Consider the following 17,468-nt stretch of genomic DNA (forward strand, 5'->3'; position numbering starts at 1 on the left):
CGGGCCGTGGGGTGCACGATCGGTCGGTGTCCGCGTACCTGACGACCGAACGACTGCTGCTGCGCCGCTTCACCGCGGCCGACACCGACCTGCTGGTGGAGCTGGACTCCGACCCGCAGGTGATGCGCTACCTGACCGGCGGCGTGCCGACCCCGCGCGAGGTGGTGGAGCGCGAGCTGTTGCCCGGCTACCTCGACGCGTACCGCCGCCACCCCTCCTTCGGCCACTGGGCCGCGGTCGAGCGGGGCGGCGGGGAGTTCCTGGGGTGGTTCGAGTTCCGGCCGCACCCGGGCGGACCACCCGGCGAGGTCGAGCTCGGCTACCGGCTGCGGCGGGCCGCCTGGGGACGGGGGTACGCCACCGAGGGCTCGCTTGCCCTGGTCCGGCACGGGTTCACCGCGCTCGGCGTCGACCGGGTCTTCGCCACCACGATGGCGGTCAACCTCGGCTCCCGGCGGGTGATGGAGAAGGCGGGGCTGCGGTTCGTCCGCACCTTCCACGAGCACTGGCCCGAGCAGGTCGAGGGGGCCGAGCACGGCGAGGTGGAGTACGCCCTGGAACGGGCGCACTGGCGCCCGTAGGGCACGTCCGGCAGGCTCCGGGAGAACCCGGCCGGGCGCCGCGGCGGTTTGGGATACTGGCGCCATGAGGCTGACGGAGTTCTGGCGACGGATGCACGAGCACTTCGGCGAGGTGTACGCCGAGTCGTTCGCGCAGGACCACCTGATGAGCGAGCTCGGCGGGCGGACGGTCAACCAGGCGCTGGCGGCGGGCTGGGAGGCCAAGGACGTCTGGCGGGTGGTCTGCCGGACGCAGGGGGTGTCGGCGCTGCTGCGCTGAGCGGACGGGCCCGGGCCGGGCAGGCCGGTTGAGGGCCGGCCGGTGAGGGCCGCCGGTAGGTCGACGCACCCGGGGTGTCGTGGCGTCCGGTTCGTCCCGGTTCGGTGGGCGAGACTGTCCCGGTGGTCAGCAGCCCGGAACCCCAGACGAACCCCGACCTCGCCCCCGCGCGCCGAGCCCCCGCGGGCCGCACCCGGCTGACCGGCGGGGCGATGCCCAGATGGCTGCCCCGGGCGATGGTGCTGGCGCTGGTGCTGGTCGGGCTGTTCAAGCTCGCCGACTGGGCCTTCCACCAGCTGATCGACCTGTTCGTGATGCTGCTGGTGGCCTTCTTCCTCTCACTGGCGATGGAACCCGCCGTGGACCGGATGGCCGCCCGCGGGGTGCGCCGCGGACTCGGCACCTTCCTGGTCTTCATCGGCCTCGCGGTGGCCGTGGCCGGCTTCCTGACCGCCCTCGGCACCCTGCTGGTCGACCAGGTCACCCAGGTCGCAGGCAGGCTGCCGCACCTGCTCGACGACCTGATCGGCCGGATCAACCGGACCTTCCACCAGGACCTCTCGCTGGACCAGCTCCAGCACCAGGTGCTGCAGGACTCCGGCACCATCGAGAGGTACGCCCAGCAGGCCGCCGACAACGTCTGGGGCGTCTCCAGCACGGTGATCGGCGGGCTGTTCCAGGCCTTCACCGTCGGGCTGTTCACCTTCTACCTCACCGCCGACGGGCCCCGGGTGCGCCGGACGGTCTGCTCGCTGCTGCCGCCGGACAAGCAGGGCGAGGTGCTGCGGGCCTGGGAGATCGCGCTGGCGAAGACCGGCGGTTACCTCTACTCCCGGGCGCTGCTGGCGCTGGTGTCCACGGTGGCGCACTGGATCGTGTTCCAGGTCCTCGGCCTGCCGTACGCCGTCGCGCTGGGCATCTGGGTCGGGGTGGTGTCGCAGTTCGTGCCGACCATCGGCACCTACATCGCCGGTGCGCTGCCGGTCCTGGTGGCGTTGACCGTCCAGCCGTCGGACGCGTTCTGGGTGCTGGCCTTCGTCATCGTCTACCAGCAGGTCGAGAACTACCTGCTGCACCCGCGGATCACGGCGCGGACGGTGGACGTGCACCCGGCGGTGGCCTTCGGCTCGGTGATCGCCGGGGCGGCGCTGCTGGGCGCGGTGGGCGCGCTGATCGCGATCCCGGCCGCGGCCACCCTGCAGGGCTTCGTAGGGACGTACGTGCGCCGCTACGAGGTGACCACCGACCCGCGGATCGACCGCGGGACGGCCTGGCGCGAGCGGCGCCGGCTGGCCGCGCGCCGGCTGCGGCGGATGGTGGGCGCGCCGGAGGCGGAGGACGGCCGGCCGGACGGCGCGCTGCCCGGCGGGGTCGGGGACTCCGCAGGTCAGGGCGGTTCCGGGGGCCGGGGGTAGGGACCCCTTCGGGAATCGAACATGCGTTCCCTATACTCGGAGGCGGCGAGTTTTCCACAGGCCGGGCCCGATCGGGGCCGATTGTCAGTGGGACGCGCTAGCGTCGATGACGATGAAGCGCACAGCACAGAACCCGAGGGTGGAAGCCATGGCAGGTACGGACCGCGAGAAGGCCCTTGAGACCGCACTCGCCCAGATCGAGCGGCAGTTCGGCAAGGGCTCGGTGATGCGCCTCGGCGAGAAGGCGAACGAACCGATCGACGTGATCCCGACCGGCTCCACCGCGCTGGACGTCGCGCTCGGCGTCGGCGGCATCCCGCGCGGCCGGGTGGTGGAGATCTACGGCCCGGAGTCCTCGGGCAAGACCACGCTCACCCTGCACCTGGCCGCCAACGCCCAGCGGGCCGGCGGCACGGTCGCGTTCGTGGACGCCGAGCACGCGCTCGACCCGGAGTACGCCAAGAAGCTCGGCGTGGACACCGACGCCCTCCTGGTCAGCCAGCCGGACACCGGTGAGCAGGCGCTGGAGATCACCGACATGCTGATCCGCTCCGGCGCGATCGACCTGGTGATCATCGACTCCGTCGCGGCGCTCGTGCCGCGCGCGGAGATCGAGGGCGAGATGGGCGACTCGCACGTCGGTCTGCAGGCCCGCCTGATGAGCCAGGCCCTGCGCAAGATCGCCGGTGCGCTGAACCAGTCGAACACCACCGCCGTGTTCATCAACCAACTGCGCGAGAAGATCGGCGTGATGTTCGGCTCGCCGGAGACCACGACCGGTGGCCGCGCGCTGAAGTTCTACGCCTCCGTCCGGCTGGACATCCGCCGGATCGAGACCCTGAAGGACGGCACCGAGGCGGTCGGCAACCGCACCCGCGTCAAGGTCGTCAAGAACAAGGTCGCCTCGCCGTTCAAGCAGGCCGAGTTCGACATCCTCTACGGCATCGGCATCAGCCGCGAGGGCGGCCTGATCGACATGGGCGTCGAGCACGGCTTCATCCGCAAGTCCGGAGCCTGGTACACCTACGAGGGCGACCAGCTCGGCCAGGGCAAGGAGAACGCGCGCAACTTCCTGCGGGACAACCCGCAGCTGGCCGACGAGATCGAGGCCAAGATCAAGGGCAAGCTCGGCATCGGCCCGAAGGTGGAGGCCCCGGCCGATGCCCCGGGCGCACCCGCCGCCGAGGCCCCGGCCGCCGCGCCGGCCAAGACCGCGGCGGCGAAGAAGACGGCGGCGGCCAAGGCCTGAACCGTTGACGCACCACCCCGACCGGTCACCGGGCCGCTCCGAGGAGCCCGGTGACTGGGGACCACCCGACTGGTTCGCCGCCGTCGCGGAGCCGGAGCCCCGGCCCGACCCCGAGCGGCGACCCGACCCCGAGCGGCGGCCGCGCCGCACGACACCACCGCAGTCCGGGGGGGCTGTGGTGTCGGGACCGGCCGTCCCGCCGGAGCCGGTGCTGGACCTCTCGGACCTGATGCCCGCCTCGCAGCTGCCCGGCGGGCGTCGGCGTCGGCGCAGCGCGGTCGCCGGGGAGGCCGCTGCTCCGGCCGGTGTCCCCGCGGTGCCGACCGCAGGCTCCGGTGACGAGGACCCCGCCGATCCCGGGGCGCGCACCCGCGGCCGGCGGCGCGGCGGGCAGCCGGCCGTCGAGGAGGCGGAGTCCGCCGATCCGGAGACCCGGGCGCGGGACATCTGCCTGCGGTTGCTGACCGGTGCGGCCAAGACCCGCAGGCAGCTGGGCGACGCACTGCGGCGGCGGGAGATCCCGGAGGAGGTCGCCGAGCTGGTGCTCGACCGCTTCGAGGAGGTCGGGCTGATCGACGACGGCGCCTTCGCCGAGGCGTGGGTGGAGTCGCGGCAGGGCCGTCGAGGTCGGCGGGCGCTCGCCCAGGAGTTGCGGACCAGGGGGGTCGCGGGCGACCTGGTGGAACAGGCCGTGGCCCAGGTGGACTCCGAGGACGAGACCGACTCCGCGCGGGCGCTGGTCGACCGCAGGCTGCGGAGTACCAGGGGGGTGGAGCGGCAGGCCCGGATCAGGCGGCTGGTCGCGATGCTGGCCCGGCGCGGCTACCCGGAGGGGCTGGCCTTCCGGGTCGTCCTCGCGGCGCTGGCCGACGAGGGCGCCGACCTCGACGACGACTCCGACTCCGACTCCGACGACTCCGACTCCTACGGTGGTGGCTACGGCGAGGGCTTCTGAGCTCCCGGTGACCGCGCCGCGGTTGACGGAGCATCCGGTCCACCGACGTCAATTCTCGATCGCATCTTGACCGTTTCGTAACCTGCGCCTAGCCTCGCAAGCAGCGAGGCGGTCACTTTGATCATGCCGACGGCGCGCGGGGCGCGCGGTCGGCCGAAGGCGGTTCCCTCGCCGCCGCCACGGCAGCGTGTGCGCAGGGACGGGGGAGTGGGTCGGATGACGATCGCGACTGAGGCCGGTTCGGGGCCCGTCCTGCTGGGAGCCGGTCTGGTCCTGGCCCTGGCGCTGGGCCTGGTGCTGCTGGCCGGCTGGATGATGCTCCGCCAGCGCCGGACGGAGCTGGACCGCCGCGAGGAGCGGATCGCCGCCGAGCTCGCGAGGCTGCACCTCCAGGAGGACGAACTCGCCACGCGGGCGGCCGAGATGGTGGTCGCCGAGGCGGAACTGCGGGAGCTGGAGGCCGGCCACCGGCAGGCGCTGGAGCGGGTCGCCGGGCTGACGGCGGCCGCGGCCCGGGCGGAGATCGTCGGCGAGGTGGAGGCGGAGGCCCGACGCGACGCCGCGGTGACGGTGCGGGAGCTGGAGCGGACGGCCAGGACCGAGGGGGAACGGCGGGCGCGCGAGATCATCGCGGTCTCGGTCCAGCGGCTGGCGGCCGAGCAGACCGCCGATTCGGTCACCACCGTCCTCCCGCTGCCGAACGAGGACATGAAGGGCCGGATCATCGGCCGCGAGGGTCGCAACATCCGCGCGTTCGAGGCGGTCACCGGCGTCAACCTGGTGGTGGACGACACCCCGGGGGTGGTCCAGCTCTCCTGCTTCGACCCGGTCCGGCGGGAGGCCGCGCGGCTGACCCTGGAGGCGCTGGTCGGGGACGGCCGGATCCAGCCGGCCCGGATCGAGGAGGTCCACGAGCGGAGCCGGGCCGAGGTCGAGCGGCTGTGCGTGCGTGCGGGGGAGGACGCGCTGCTGACCGTGCGGGTCGGCGAGGAGATGGCTCCGGAGCTGGTCCGCGCCCTCGGGACGCTGCGCTACCGGACCTCGTACGGGCAGAACGTGCTCGGCCACCTGGTGGAGTCGGCGCACCTGGCCGGGATGATGGCGGCCGAGCTGGGGGTGCGGCCGGAGCCGGTGCGGCGGGCCGCGCTGCTGCACGACATCGGCAAGGCGCTCAGCCACGAGGTGGCCGGCAGCCACGCGGCGGTCGGGGCCGAGTTCGCGCGGCGGCACGGGGAGCCGCCGGAGGTGGTGCACGCGATCGAGGCGCACCACGGCGAGGTCGAGCCGGGCACGGTCGAGGCGGTGCTGGTGCAGGCGGCGGACGCGTGCTCGGGCGGCCGGCCGGGGGCCCGCCGGGAGGCGGTGGAGACGTACGTGCGGCGGCTGGAGCGGCTGGAGGAGATCGCCCGCGGGTACGACGGGGTGTCGAAGGTGTTCGCGATGCAGGCGGGGCGCGAGGTGCGGGTGATGGTCCAGCCCGAGGTGGTGGACGACCGGCAGGCGCAGGTGATCGCGCGCGAGGTGGCCCGGCAGGTGCGGGAGGAGCTGACCTACCCGGGGCAGATCCGGATCACCGTGGTGCGGGAGAGCCGGGCGACCGAGTTCGCACGCTGACCTCGGGAGACGGCGCCGCCGGCCGACGGGTTAGGGGTCCGCCGGCCGGCGGCGCCGGTTCGCCGTCAGCTGTCCGCGCCGGCCAGTGCGCCCGGGCCGCCGCCGCGTGCGCCGTCCGCGAGTGCCAGCAGCGCGTCCGCCCGGCAGCCCTGGGTGGTGCCGACCAGGTGCCCGTCCGGCCGGATCAGCAGCACGGTGTGCGGGTTGGCGCCCGGGTACTCCTCGGTGACCAGCACCTCCGCCGGGACCGGCAGCGACGTGGCGACCTCCGCCAGCCGGGGCATCAGCCCGGCCCCCAGCCAGTGCTGCGAGGCCCAGACGGCCGTTCCCGGCGCCACCAGCAGCAGCAGGAAGCCGCCGCCCAGGTGGGAGCGGAGCTGATCGGTGGCGCCCTCGGTGGTGACCACCGGGACATCCGGCACCAGCACGCCGGGCGCGGTGGCGGGCAGGCTCTCGGTGAGCGAGGTGCCCCGGCCGGGCCCGCGTTGCTCCGGTACCCGGCCGGGCACCCCGGAGGGGGCGGCGGGGTAGGCGGGCGCGCCGCCGAACCGTCCGGTGCCGAGCTGGCCGTCCGCCAGCAGGGGGGCGTGCTTGCGGAACGATCCGGTCAGCAGCGACCGCCGGGTCTGCTGCCAGCCGCGCAGCGGGCGCAGCAGCGGCATCGACTGGTCGACGGCCCGGAGCCGGGCGCCGACCGCGCCGCGGCGCTCGGTCTCGTAGCCGTCCAGCAGCGAGCCGCCGGGCTGCGGGCCGCCGGAGTGCAGGTGCCAGGCGAGCGCGAGCCGCCAGGCGAGGTTGTCGGCGTCGCGCAGCCCGTCCGCGAGGTTCTGCATGCCGAGGGCGCCGTGCAGGTGGGCGGCATCGCCGGCGAGGAAGCAGCGGCCGGAGCGGAACCGTGCGGCAAGACGCTGCTGGGCGGTGTGGTCGGCCGCGGCGAGCAGCTCGTACGTGGGCAGTTCGCCGCCGCACCAGCCGGTGAGGGTGGCCTTGACCCGGGTGAGCAGGGTGTCGCCGGTGACGATGCCGGGCCAGGTGGCGTGCGGGTCGACGGGCTCGCTGGGCTGGGGGCGGCCGGGCGGCAGCCGCCAGTCCAGGCGCCACAGGCCGTCCGGGAGCGGGCGGGCGCAGGCCTCGCGGTCGCCGCGCCAGGGGGGTTCGCGGTGCAGCCGGGCCTCGCCGCGGAACGGGAGGTCGACCCGTACGGTGGCCATCGCGTGCCGGTCGACGGCGGGGCGGCCGGGGAAGCGGATCTTGAGCAGTCGGCGGACGGTGGAGCGCGCGCCGTCGCAGCCGACCAGGTGGCTGCCGCGCCACCAGGTCCGGCCGCCGTCGTGGACGTGCTCGGTCCGGACGCCGACGCCGTCCCGGTCCTGCTCCAGCTCGACGACGCGGTTGAGCGGGACCAGCTGGATCAGCGGGGTGGCGGTGACGGCGTCGCGCAGGCCGCGCTGGAGGCGGTGCTGGGCCAGGTGCAGCACGGGGGAGCCGTCCAGCGGCAGGCGCAGGACCTCGGTACGGCGGCGCCAGATGGTGAAGGCGTCCCAGCGGGCCGCGTCGGACCCGGCCCGGGTGTAGCCGAGCCGGGTCAGGAAGGAGGCGGTGTCGCTGCCGAGCACCACGGTGCGCGGGCTCTCCGGGCAGAGCCCGGAGCCCTCGTCCAGCACGATGCTGGGCACCTCGTTGCGGGCCAGGGCGAGGGCCAGGGCCAGGCCGACCGGCCCGGCCCCGACCACGATCACCGGGTCCACGCGGGGACCTCCGCCCGGCGCGGCGGGAGGTGCCCGGATTCAATGCTCAGCGCTGGAAAGGCTCCGGGTGGTGTCACGAAGAGCAATGCAACAGATCACCTGGGTGTCCGTCAAGCAGCGGCAGGTGTGCGCCGGTTCGCGCCGCGTCGGCCGCGCGCCTCGATCCACTTGGCCAGACCGGTGAGCGCCAGGCACATCCCGATGTAGATCGGGCCGATCACCAGGATCACCGGGATGTAGGGGTAGCCGTCCGAGTTACTGGCGATCAGCTTGCCCTGGTAGAGCAGCTCGTTGAAGGTGATGACGTAGCCGAGCGAGGTGTCCTTGAGGGTCACCACCAGCTGGCCGATGATCGCCGGCAGCATCGACCGGACGGCCTGCGGCACCAGGATGGTGGTCATCACCGTGGTCTTGCGCATGCCCAGCGCGTACGCGGCCTCGGCCTGGCCGCGCGGGACGGCGTTGACGCCCGAGCGGATGATCTCGGCCTGCACGGCCCCGTTGTAGAGGGTGAGGCCGATCACCAGGGCCCAGAACGGGTCGGCGCTGAACACGCCGCGGTACAGCGCGAAGATCATGATCAGCAGCGGCATCGCCCGGAAGAACTGGACGACGGCCGTGGCGACCGCGCGCAGCGGCCGGTGGTCGGAGAGCCGGCCCGCGGCCAGCACCGTGCCGAGCACCACGGACGCGAGGGCGGCCAGCCCGAAGACCTTCAGGGTCTCCAGCATCCCGTCGACGATCCGCTGCTGGACCTTGGCGTACTCGAAGGGCGCCCACAGGTCGGCGGAGAACTGGCCCGCGTCGTCGAGACGGCTGTAGACGAACCACAGCAGGCCGGTGATGGCGAGCAGGGAGAGGATCCCGAAGGCCCGGTAGCGCATCCTGGCCCGGGGGCCGGGAGCGTCGTAGAGGACGGAGGCGGTCTGGCTGCTCATCGGGCCACCGCCAGCCGCTTCTCGGCGAAGCTGAAGAGCTGCTGGACGCTGAAGCTGATGAACAGGTACGCGATCGCAATCCAGAGGAAGATCCCGAAGATGGCGTACCCCTTGTCGGTCAGTGTCGCCTGCACGTTGTAGAGCTCGGAGACGCTGAACGCGCCGGCGATCGCGGAGTTCCTCGGCAGGGCGATGAAGATGGAGCTCATCGGGGACATCACGGAACGGACGGCCTGCGGCAGGATCACCAGGCCGAGCGTCTGGCCGAAGCCCATCCCCAGGCTGCGGGCCGCCTCGGCCTGGCCGAGCGGCACGGTGTTGACACCGGCGCGCAGCACCTCGCAGACGAAGCTGGCGGTGTAGGCGCTGAGCGCGAGCACCGCGAAGGAGAACGCCGACAGGTGCACGTCCAGCCGCGGGAGGGCGAAGGTCACCGCGAAGAACAGCAGGGTCAGCGGGGTGTTGCGGAAGATGTTGACCCAGACGGTGCCGAACGTCCGCAGGGCCGGGACCGGCGAGACCCGGAAGGCCGCCAGGACGGTTCCGAACAGCAGCGCGAACAGCGCGCTGACCGCGCTGAGCTCGACCGTCCGCAGGAAGCCGTCGCGGAACAGTGCGAAATTGCCGTCCTCGAACATGATGTCCATGCCGGCGGCCCTCCTCTCAGTGGTGGTTACGTGGTGGCGCGGGGCCGCGGAGCCGCCCCGGTCCGACCGGAGGCCGGGCGGACCGGGGGAGCCCCGACGGGATCAAGGTCAGTACCGGACCAGGGCGGGGACCTCCGGCGCGGCCGAGCCGGACAGCCCGAGGGTCGCGTCGTAGGCCTTCTTCCAGTCGCCGTTGTCCTCGTGCGCCTTCAGGGCGTCGCTGATCGCGTCGCGCAGCGCCTTGTCGTCCTTGTTGAGGCCGACGCCGTAGTTCTCGGTGGAGAAGGTCTTGCCGACCACCGTGAGCTTGCCGGCGTTCTTGGCCGCGTAGCCCTTGAGGATCGCGTCGTCGGTGGTGACCGCGTCGACCTCGTCGCTGAGCAGCTTCTCCACGCACTGCGAGTACGAGTCGTACTGGGTGACCTTGGCGCCGTACTTCTTGATCTGGTCGACCGAGGTCGAGCCGGTGACGGTGCAGACGTTCTTGTCCTTGGTGCTCTCCGGACCGGTGATCGCGGTGTTGTCCTTCCGCACCAGGAGGTCCTGGCCGGCGATGTAGTACGGGCCGGCGAAGGAGACGCTGGCCTTGCGCTTGTCGTTGATGCTGTACGTGCCGACGTAGTAGTTGACCTGGCCGCCGGAGATCGCGGTCTCACGGTTGGCGGAGGCGACGGTCTGCCAGGTGATCTGCTTCTCTGAGAAGCCGAGGTCGGCGGCGATCATCTTGGCGATCTCGATGTCGAAACCGCTGCGGACCGTGGTCTGCACGTCCTCGAAGCCGAGGAACGGCTGGTCGGACTTGGCGCCGATGACCAGCTTGCCGTCCGCCTTGGCCTTGACCCAGGTCGGCGAGGACTCCAGCTTGAAGTCCGTCTTCACGGTGTACGTGGGCAGCTGCGGCTTGGCCGACCCGGCCGCGTCGTCGTTCGGCGAGCCCTCCTTGCCGCAGGCGGCGACGGCGGTCAGGGTCAGTACCGACAGGGTGGCGGCGATGATGCGGCGGGTCTTCATCAGGATGTTCTCCTCGGATCTGGCCACGGGTCAACCGGGCACTGGGGTCGGGAAGTTCCGTTGGGCGCGGGCGGGCAGGGTGGGGCCCGCCGTGCGCCAGGTCGGCACTGACGCTAGATCAGCGGTGGCCTCAGTGGTGCAGGATCTTCGAGAGGAAGTCCTTGGCCCGGTCGGTGCGCGGGGCGGTGAAGAACGCCTCGGGGGTGTTCTCCTCGACGATCCGGCCGTCCGCCATGAACAGCACGCGGTTGGCGGCGGAGCGGGCGAAGCCCATCTCGTGCGTCACCACGACCATCGTCATGCCCTCGGCGGCCAGTGAACGCATCACCTCCAGCACCTCGTTGACCATCTCGGGGTCGAGGGCCGAGGTGGGCTCGTCGAAGAGCATCACCTTGGGCTTCATGGCCAGCGCGCGGGCGATCGCGACGCGCTGCTGCTGGCCGCCGGAGAGCTGCGCCGGGTACTTGTCGGCCTGAGCACCCACGCCCACCCGGTCGAGCAGCTCGCGGGCGGTCGCCTCGGCCTCGGGGCGCTTGACCTTGCGCACCTTGACCTGGCCCAGCACCACGTTCTCCAGCACGGTCTTGTGCGCGAACAGGTTGAAGTTCTGGAACACCATGCCGACCTCGGCACGCAGCTGGGCCAGCGCCCTGCCCTCGGCGGGCAGCGGGCGGCCGTCGATCAGGACGGTGCCCGAGTCGACGGTCTCCAGCCGGTTGATCGTCCGGCAGAGGGTCGACTTGCCGGAGCCGGACGGGCCGATCAGCACCACGACCTCGCCGCGGGCGATCTCCAGGTTGACGTCCTGCAACACGTGCAGGGCGCCGAAGTGCTTGTCGACGCCGTTGAGGACGACCAGGGGAGTCGACCCGGCGACGGAGTCGGTGACGGTCTTCTCGGTCATCGCGCCCTGCTCCCTCGTGTCCGGTCCCAGGGGGTGAACTCCCTTGGGATGCACAGCAGGTGGCCCGGGCGACAGGAGCCCGCAGCCGGTCCTGCCGACGCTGGTACCGGGGGCCGGAGCCGGCGGAGCCCGCAGCCCCCGGTGGGGTGACCATAGAAAAGGCGGCGATGTCATGTCAGCCGATCTGAGCGGAACTTGAGCATCACGATCCGGCCACACCCGCCGTCACGGCCGGCCGCGCTCCGTAACCTCCAGGGCGTCCGGGCAGGCCGCCGGGGCGACCCCTCGGGGTGACCTCCCGGGTGGCCCCGGGTGATCCTCCGGGGCGACCCGGGCGATCTCCGGGGGCCGCGGCGGCCGACCGCCGGACCCGTGACCCGTGGCACGTGGCAGAGGCCACCGTGACAATGGCGGACCGGGGCCGGAGAATACTGCGACCCGCCCGGTACGCCCGGCGCGGGGCACCATCCAGAGGATCAACGAGGGAGAGGAGCACGATGCGCCTGCTTCTGGTCGAGGACGACGACCGGGTCGCCGCGGCACTGAGCGCCGTCCTGGGCCGGCACGGCTTCCAGGTCAGGCACGCCCGCAGCGGGCACGAGGCGCTGGACGCGCTCGTCCCGGACGGCAGCGACCCCTACCGGGTGGTCCTCCTCGACCTCGGCCTGCCCGACCGGGACGGCTTCGAGGTGTGCAGCCGGATCCGGGCCGCGAGCAGCGTGCCGGTGATCATGGTGACCGCCCGCGCCGACATCCGGTCGCGCATCCACGGCCTCAACCTCGGCGCCGACGACTACGTGACCAAGCCCTACGACATGGGTGAGCTGCTCGCCCGGATCCACGCCGTCGCCCGCCGCGGCCTGACCGCGCCCGCCGCCGCCGCGGCGACCGAGCCGGACGGCCCCCACCCGCCGCGCGGCCCGCTGGAGGCGCGCGGCGTGGTGATCGACCGCGAGCGCCGCCGGGTCAGCGTGAACGGCCGGGACATCCCGCTCACCCGCAAGGAGTTCGACCTGCTGGCGCTGCTCGCGCAGAGCCCCGGCGTGGTCTACCGCCGCGAGCAGATCTTCAGCGAGGTCTGGCGCAGCGGCTGGGAGGGCAACGGCCGCACCCTGGAGGTGCACATCGGCTCGCTGCGCACCAAGCTCGGCCTGCCCGGCCTGGTCGAGGCCGTCCGCGGGGTCGGCTACCGGCTGATCCCGGAGCAGCCCGCCGACGAGCGCCCGAGCGGCCCCGAGGCCGCCTTCGACCGGCCCGCCGACCACGGCGAAGCGGGGCGCTGACCACTCGTGCGCACCCGTCTGCTCGGCATCCTGCTCACCCTGATGGCCGCCGTCCTGGCCGCCCTCGGGGTGCCGCTGGGCTATCTGACGGCGGCCTCGGAGCAGAGCGAGGTGGTGGTCGACCGGATCGACGACGCGGCCCGGTTCGCCCAGGACCTGCCCACCCCGGGCCGGTCCGGCGGGTCCAACACGGCGATGAAGGGCGACTACCAGCCCGTCGCCGGGGACAGCGGCCGGCTGAGTTCGCTGGTCGGTGAGGTCACCCGCTACCACGAGCTGTACGGCATCCGGATCGGCATCTTCTACCGGGACGGCGGGCCGGTCGCGGTCGCCCCGCAGGGCTGGCAGGTGACGGCCGGACCGGGGGCCGAGGCGTTCCAGGAGGCGCTGGACGGCCGGCGCAGCCACAACCCCCGGCAGGTCTGGCCGTGGAGCGAGGACCAGACGCTGACGGTCGCGCTGCCGGTGGTCCGGGACGGCGACGTGGTCGCGGTGGTGATCACCGAGTCGCCCACCGGACCGCTGCGCGCCCGGGTGCTGCAGAAGTGGATGGTGATCGGCGGCGGCGAGGCGCTGGCGATGATTGTCGCGATCCTGTTCGCGGTCCTGCTCACCGGGTGGGTGCTGCGTCCGGTGCGCACCCTGGACCGGGCCACCCACGACATCGCGACCGGCCGGATGAACGCCCGGGTCGCCCCCAGCGGCGGCCCGCCCGAGCTGCGCCGGCTGGCGCGCTCCTTCAACGACATGGCCGACCACGTGGTGCTCGCCATGGACCAGCAGCGGGCCTTCGTCGCGGACGCCTCGCACCAGCTGCGCAACCCGCTGGCGGCGCTGCTGCTGCGGGTCGAGCTGCTCGGCCTCGAACTGCCCGAGGGCCACGACGAGGAGCTCGGCGGGGTCCGCGAGGAGGGTGTCCGGCTGGCCCGGGTGCTGGACGACCTGCTCGGCCTGGCCACCGCCGAGCACTCCCGCCCTGAGCCCGAGCCGGTCGACCTGACCCGCCTGGTGCTCGCCCGGATCGACTCCTGGCGCCCGACCGCCGAGCAGCGCGGGCTGCGGCTGGACTGGGACGCCCCGCTGCTGGCCCACGGCCTGGCCGACCCGATCGGCTTCGGCAGCGCGCTCGACGCGGTGCTGGACAACGCGCTCAAGTTCGCACCGCAGGGATCGGCCGTGACGGTCGGCATCGAGCTGCGCAAGCGCGAGGTGGTGGTGACCGTCAGCGACCGCGGGCCGGGTCTCACCGAGGAGGAGCTGGGGCGGGTCGGCGACCGGTTCTGGCGCAGCTCCCGGCACCAGAACGTGGACGGCTCCGGCCTCGGCCTCTCCATCGCCCGCACCCTGCTGCTGGCCGGGGGCGGCTCGCTGGACTTCGCCCGGGTCGAGCCGACCGGGCTCGCGGTGGTGCTGACCGTGCCGCGGCAGCGCTGATCCCACCGGCCGTGGCCGGCCCGTGGGGTCAGCGGGTCACGGCTTGACCGAGGTGTAGTAGCGGCGGGCGCCCTCGTGCAGCGGCAGCGGGTCGGTGTAGACGGCCGTGCGCAGGTCCACCAGCTGGGCGGCGTGCACCTGGGCGCCGATGGTGTCGCGGCTGTCGATCACCGCCCGGGTGATGCCCTGGACCAGGGACGGGTCGAGGTCGTCCCGGGTGACCAGCAGGTTGGGCACGGCCACGGTCGCCACCGTCGTCCCCGCGGGCTGGATCCCCGGGTAGGTGTTGGCGGGAATGGTGGCCGCCCGGTAGGCGTCCGCGCCGCCGCCCTCCTGGCGCTGGAGCGGCTCGGCGAGCTCGGCGAGCGGCACGATCCGGATCGGGTAGCCGGCCGCGAGGTTGGTGAGCGCCGACGTGGGCAGCCCGCCGGACCAGAAGAACGCGTTCAGCTGTCCGGAGCGCAGCTGGTCGGCGGCGTCGCCGATGCCGAGCCCGTACGGCACGATGTCGCGGTCCGGGTCCAGGCCGGCGGCCTCCAGCAGCCGGCGGGTGACGAGGTTCACGCCGGACTTGGGCTGGCCCACCCCGACCCGCAGCCCGCGCAGGTCGGACACCTTCTGCACCGGGGAGCCGGACGGCACGACCAGCTGGAGGTAGTCGTCGTAGAGCCGGGCGATCGCGCGCAGCCGGGGCTTGTCCGGGCTGTTGAAGGAGGTCACGGCGTCCGCGGTGGAGATGGCGAAGTCGTCCCGCCCGGTGACCACCCGCTCCAGGTTGTCGACCGAGCCCTCGGAGTTGTCCAGCCGCAGCCGGGCGCCGGGCACGGCGTCCACCACGTGCTTGCGCAGCAGCTGGCCGTACCGGTCGTAGACCCCGCCCGGGACACCGGTGGCGAAGCCGATCTCCCGCGTCTGGTGCCGGGGGGAGCCCGCGCCGGCGACCCGCCAGGCGGCCAGACCGGCCGCGACCAGCAGCAGCACCACGGCCGCCAGCACCGGGCGGCTGCGGGCGGCCCGGCGCAGGACGGCGCCGGTGCGGGCGGGGATCGAGGTGTGGGCCATGCAGGGATACTGCCAGGCGCGACGGCCGGACGGGAGGCCCGGGCCGCTGCCCTTACCCTTGCAGTTGTGGGTATGGAGGAGAGCTTGCGAACTTACAAGGTCGTCACGTACGGCTGCCAGATGAACGTCCACGACTCCGAGCGCCTGTCCGGGCTGCTGGAGGAGGCCGGGTACGCCAAGGCCGACCAGGACGGCGACCCCGACCTGGTGGTCTTCAACACCTGCGCGGTGCGTGAGAACGCCGACAACAAGCTGTACGGCAACCTCGGCCGGCTCGCCCCCGCCAAGCAGAGCCACCAGGGCATGCAGATCGCCGTCGGTGGCTGCCTGGCCCAGAAGGACCGTGACACCATCGTGCGCAAGGCGCCGTGGGTCGACGTGGTCTTCGGCACCCACAACATCGGCCACCTGCCGGCGCTGCTGGAGCGGGCCCGGGTCGAGCAGCAGGCCCAGGTCGAGATCCTGGAGTCGCTGGAGACCTTCCCCTCCACGCTGCCCACCCGCCGCGAGTCCGCCTACGCGGCCTGGGTCGCGATCTCGGTCGGCTGCAACAACACCTGTACCTTCTGCATCGTCCCGGCGCTGCGCGGCAAGGAGGAGGACCGCCGTCCCGGCGACATCCTCGCCGAGGTCGAGGCGCTGGTCGCCGAGGGCGTCGTCGAGGTCACCCTGCTCGGCCAGAACGTCAACTCCTACGGCTCCGACCTGGGCGACCGCGAGGCCTTCTCCAAGCTGCTGCGCGCCTGCGGCCGGATCGAGGGCCTGGAACGGGTCCGCTTCACCTCCCCCCACCCGCGCGACTTCACCGACGACGTGATCGCCGCGATGGCCGAGACCCCGAACGTGATGCACCAGCTGCACATGCCGCTGCAGTCCGGTTCGGACACCGTGCTCAAGGCGATGCGCCGCTCGTACCGCCAGGAGCGCTTCCTCGGCATCATCGAGAAGGTGCGCGCCGCGATGCCGGACGCCGCCATCTCCACCGACATCATCGTCGGCTTCCCCGGTGAGACGGACGAGGACTTCGAGCAGACCCTGCACGTGGTCCGCCAGGCCCGCTTCGCCAACGCCTTCACCTTCCAGTACTCCAAGCGCCCCGGCACCCCGGCCGCCGAGATGGACGGCCAGATCCCCAAGGCCGTCGTCCAGGAGCGGTACGAGCGGCTGGTGGCCCTCCAGGAGGAGATCTCCTGGGAGGAGAACAAGAAGCAGGTCGGCCGGCGGCTGGACATCCTGGTCGCCGAGGGCGAGGGCAAGAAGGACGACCGGACGGACCGGCTCTCCGGGCGTGCCCCGGACAACCGGCTGGTGCACTTCACCCGTCCCGCCGAGCCGGTCCGTCCGGGTGACGTGGTGACCGTGGAGATCACCTACGCGGCCCCGCACCACCTGCTGGCCGAGGGCCCGACCCTGGCCGTCCGCCGCACCCGGGCGGGCGACGCCTGGGAGAAGCGGCAGGCGGCCCCGGCCGCCAAGCCGGCCGGCGTGATGCTCGGTCTGCCGACCATCGGCCGGCCCGCGCAGGCCCCCGCTCCGGCCGGCAGCGGCTGCGGCTGCGACTGAACGACCCCGTGGACACGGCGGACGGCCCGGCGGAACATCCCGCCGGGCCGTCCGCCGTCCCGTGGCCGGTCACCGGCGGCCGGGCCGGGCTAGAGTGATCCACATGCTGGTCGCCGCCGCCGTCTGCCCCTGCCCGCCGCTCCTCGTCCCGGCGGTCGCCGCCGGGGCCGCACCCGAACTGGAGCCGCTGCGGGCGGCCTGCGGGGAGGCCGTCGGCGATCTGCTCGACGCGGGCACCGAGCTGATCGTGGTGGTCGGTACCGGTCCCCGGGCCGAGGTCTGGACCGAGGGCGGTGTCGGCTCCTTCCAGCGTTACGGTGTCGAGCTGGCGGCCCGGCTGCCGCTGGGCGGGCCCGGCGACACGGAACTGACGCCCTCGCTGACCGTCGGTGCCTGGCTGCTGGAGCAGGCCGGGGCGGCCGTCCCGACGCACGCCTGTGCGGTGCCCACCGACACCGGCCCGCAGCGGCTGCTCGGCCTGGGCAAGGGCCTCGCGGACCTGGCCGACCGGGTCGGCCTGCTGGTGATGGGCGACGGCAGCGCCTGCCGGTCGCTGAAGGCGCCCGGCTACCTCGACGAGCGGGCCGCGGGCTACGACGCGGCGGTGGCCGCCGCCCTCGGGGCGGCCGACACCGCCGCGCTGGCGGCCCTCGACCCGGACCTCGCCGGCGAGCTGATGGTCGAGGGCCGGGCCCCCTGGCAGGTGCTGGCGGGCGCCGCCGAGGGCACCGGCCTCGGCGCGCGGCTGCGCTACGACGAGGCGCCGTACGGCGTCGGGTACTTCGTGGCCTCCTGGCGCTGACCC

The 17,468-nt window shown here is 73.3% G+C and carries 16 protein-coding genes; 10 read left to right on the forward strand and 6 right to left on the reverse strand.

Features of this window, described 5'->3' with window-relative positions; all coding sequences use genetic code 11:
- Positions 1-26: 26 nt before the first annotated feature.
- The 6 genes from ACIOFR_RS22155 to rny all read left to right on the forward strand — a co-directional run bounded on the left by ACIOFR_RS22155 (position 27) and on the right by rny (position 6,073).
- Positions 27-581 carry a GNAT family N-acetyltransferase gene (locus ACIOFR_RS22155; RefSeq protein WP_400999842.1) on the forward strand — a complete coding sequence of 185 codons (555 nt, stop codon included), beginning with the start codon at positions 27-29 and terminating at the stop codon, positions 579-581.
- 64 nt (positions 582-645) lie between these two features.
- The gene (locus ACIOFR_RS22160) at positions 646-840 is read left to right on the forward strand and encodes a DUF3046 domain-containing protein (RefSeq protein WP_371499526.1); all 195 of its coding nucleotides are present in this window, start codon (positions 646-648) and stop codon (positions 838-840) included.
- A gap of 122 nt (positions 841-962) precedes the next feature.
- A complete protein-coding gene (locus ACIOFR_RS22165) occupies positions 963-2,255 on the forward strand; it encodes an AI-2E family transporter (protein ID WP_400999844.1) in 1,293 nt (430 codons plus the stop codon).
- Between the two features lie 148 nt (positions 2,256-2,403).
- Positions 2,404-3,504 carry a recombinase RecA gene (recA, locus tag ACIOFR_RS22170; protein ID WP_400999846.1) on the forward strand — a complete coding sequence of 367 codons (1,101 nt, stop codon included), beginning with the start codon at positions 2,404-2,406 and terminating at the stop codon, positions 3,502-3,504.
- A 4-nt stretch (positions 3,505-3,508) separates the two neighbouring features.
- Positions 3,509-4,459 (forward strand): regulatory protein RecX, encoded by a 951-nt coding sequence (locus tag ACIOFR_RS22175; protein WP_400999848.1) that lies wholly within the window; start codon positions 3,509-3,511, stop codon positions 4,457-4,459.
- 216 nt (positions 4,460-4,675) lie between these two features.
- Positions 4,676-6,073: a ribonuclease Y gene (rny, locus tag ACIOFR_RS22180; protein WP_400999850.1), complete on the forward strand. Its 1,398-nt coding sequence runs from the start codon at positions 4,676-4,678 to the stop codon at positions 6,071-6,073.
- Positions 6,074-6,138: 65 nt separating this feature from the next.
- Here the strand turns inward: rny and ACIOFR_RS22185 are convergent, their stop codons facing one another.
- From ACIOFR_RS22185 to ACIOFR_RS22205, 5 genes are all read right to left on the reverse strand, one after another.
- Entirely contained in the window at positions 6,139-7,821 is a 1,683-nt protein-coding gene (locus ACIOFR_RS22185) for an FAD-dependent monooxygenase (protein ID WP_400999852.1), read from the reverse strand.
- Between the two features lie 110 nt (positions 7,822-7,931).
- On the reverse strand, positions 7,932-8,759 hold the full coding sequence (locus ACIOFR_RS22190) for an amino acid ABC transporter permease (protein WP_400999854.1): 828 nt from the start codon (positions 8,757-8,759) through the stop codon (positions 7,932-7,934).
- A complete protein-coding gene (locus ACIOFR_RS22195) occupies positions 8,756-9,406 on the reverse strand; it encodes an amino acid ABC transporter permease (RefSeq protein ID WP_400999856.1) in 651 nt (216 codons plus the stop codon). The genes ACIOFR_RS22190 and ACIOFR_RS22195 overlap by 4 nt, the downstream gene beginning before the upstream one ends.
- Positions 9,407-9,514: 108 nt before the next feature.
- Complete coding sequence (locus ACIOFR_RS22200) at positions 9,515-10,417, reverse strand: glutamate ABC transporter substrate-binding protein (RefSeq protein ID WP_401000004.1); 903 nt, start codon at positions 10,415-10,417, stop codon at positions 9,515-9,517.
- A 130-nt stretch (positions 10,418-10,547) separates the two neighbouring features.
- Positions 10,548-11,321 carry an amino acid ABC transporter ATP-binding protein gene (locus tag ACIOFR_RS22205; protein ID WP_400999858.1) on the reverse strand — a complete coding sequence of 258 codons (774 nt, stop codon included), beginning with the start codon at positions 11,319-11,321 and terminating at the stop codon, positions 10,548-10,550.
- A 497-nt stretch (positions 11,322-11,818) separates the two neighbouring features.
- On the opposite strand from ACIOFR_RS22205, the gene ACIOFR_RS22210 reads away from it, so the two are divergent.
- Entirely contained in the window at positions 11,819-12,604 is a 786-nt protein-coding gene (locus tag ACIOFR_RS22210; protein WP_400999859.1) for a response regulator transcription factor, read from the forward strand.
- 6 nt (positions 12,605-12,610) lie between these two features.
- Positions 12,611-14,038, forward strand: coding sequence for an ATP-binding protein (locus ACIOFR_RS22215; protein ID WP_400999860.1), 1,428 nt, complete (start codon positions 12,611-12,613; stop codon positions 14,036-14,038).
- A 36-nt stretch (positions 14,039-14,074) separates the two neighbouring features.
- On the opposite strand, the gene ACIOFR_RS22220 is transcribed toward ACIOFR_RS22215, so the two are convergent.
- Complete coding sequence (locus tag ACIOFR_RS22220) at positions 14,075-15,100, reverse strand: TAXI family TRAP transporter solute-binding subunit (protein WP_400999861.1); 1,026 nt, start codon at positions 15,098-15,100, stop codon at positions 14,075-14,077.
- 72 nt (positions 15,101-15,172) lie between these two features.
- On the opposite strand from ACIOFR_RS22220, the gene miaB reads away from it, so the two are divergent.
- Positions 15,173-16,663, forward strand: coding sequence for a tRNA (N6-isopentenyl adenosine(37)-C2)-methylthiotransferase MiaB (gene miaB / locus ACIOFR_RS22225; RefSeq protein ID WP_400999862.1), 1,491 nt, complete (start codon positions 15,173-15,175; stop codon positions 16,661-16,663).
- A gap of 103 nt (positions 16,664-16,766) precedes the next feature.
- Complete coding sequence (locus ACIOFR_RS22230; protein WP_400999863.1) at positions 16,767-17,465, forward strand: hypothetical protein; 699 nt, start codon at positions 16,767-16,769, stop codon at positions 17,463-17,465.
- Positions 17,466-17,468 lie beyond the last annotated feature (3 nt).

Origin of the sequence: Kitasatospora sp. NPDC088346, assembly GCF_044740765.1 — a bacterium.
GTDB lineage: Bacteria > Actinomycetota > Actinomycetes > Streptomycetales > Streptomycetaceae > Kitasatospora.

Excerpts from the sequence above, each read along its gene's own strand:
- recA (WP_400999846.1), top strand. The coding sequence starts at position 2,404 with ATGGCAGGTACGGACCGCGAGAAGGCCCTTGAGACCGCACTCGCCCAG.
- ACIOFR_RS22205 (WP_400999858.1), bottom strand. The coding sequence starts at position 11,321 with ATGACCGAGAAGACCGTCACCGACTCCGTCGCCGGGTCGACTCCCCTG.
- ACIOFR_RS22160 (WP_371499526.1), top strand. The coding sequence starts at position 646 with ATGAGGCTGACGGAGTTCTGGCGACGGATGCACGAGCACTTCGGCGAG.
- ACIOFR_RS22190 (WP_400999854.1), bottom strand. The coding sequence starts at position 8,759 with ATGAGCAGCCAGACCGCCTCCGTCCTCTACGACGCTCCCGGCCCCCGG.
- miaB (WP_400999862.1), top strand. The coding sequence starts at position 15,173 with ATGGAGGAGAGCTTGCGAACTTACAAGGTCGTCACGTACGGCTGCCAG.
- ACIOFR_RS22230 (WP_400999863.1), top strand. The coding sequence starts at position 16,767 with ATGCTGGTCGCCGCCGCCGTCTGCCCCTGCCCGCCGCTCCTCGTCCCG.
- ACIOFR_RS22220 (WP_400999861.1), bottom strand. The coding sequence starts at position 15,100 with ATGGCCCACACCTCGATCCCCGCCCGCACCGGCGCCGTCCTGCGCCGG.
- ACIOFR_RS22200 (WP_401000004.1), bottom strand. The coding sequence starts at position 10,417 with ATGAAGACCCGCCGCATCATCGCCGCCACCCTGTCGGTACTGACCCTG.
- ACIOFR_RS22210 (WP_400999859.1), top strand. The coding sequence starts at position 11,819 with ATGCGCCTGCTTCTGGTCGAGGACGACGACCGGGTCGCCGCGGCACTG.
- ACIOFR_RS22195 (WP_400999856.1), bottom strand. The coding sequence starts at position 9,406 with ATGGACATCATGTTCGAGGACGGCAATTTCGCACTGTTCCGCGACGGC.
- rny (WP_400999850.1), top strand. The coding sequence starts at position 4,676 with ATGACGATCGCGACTGAGGCCGGTTCGGGGCCCGTCCTGCTGGGAGCC.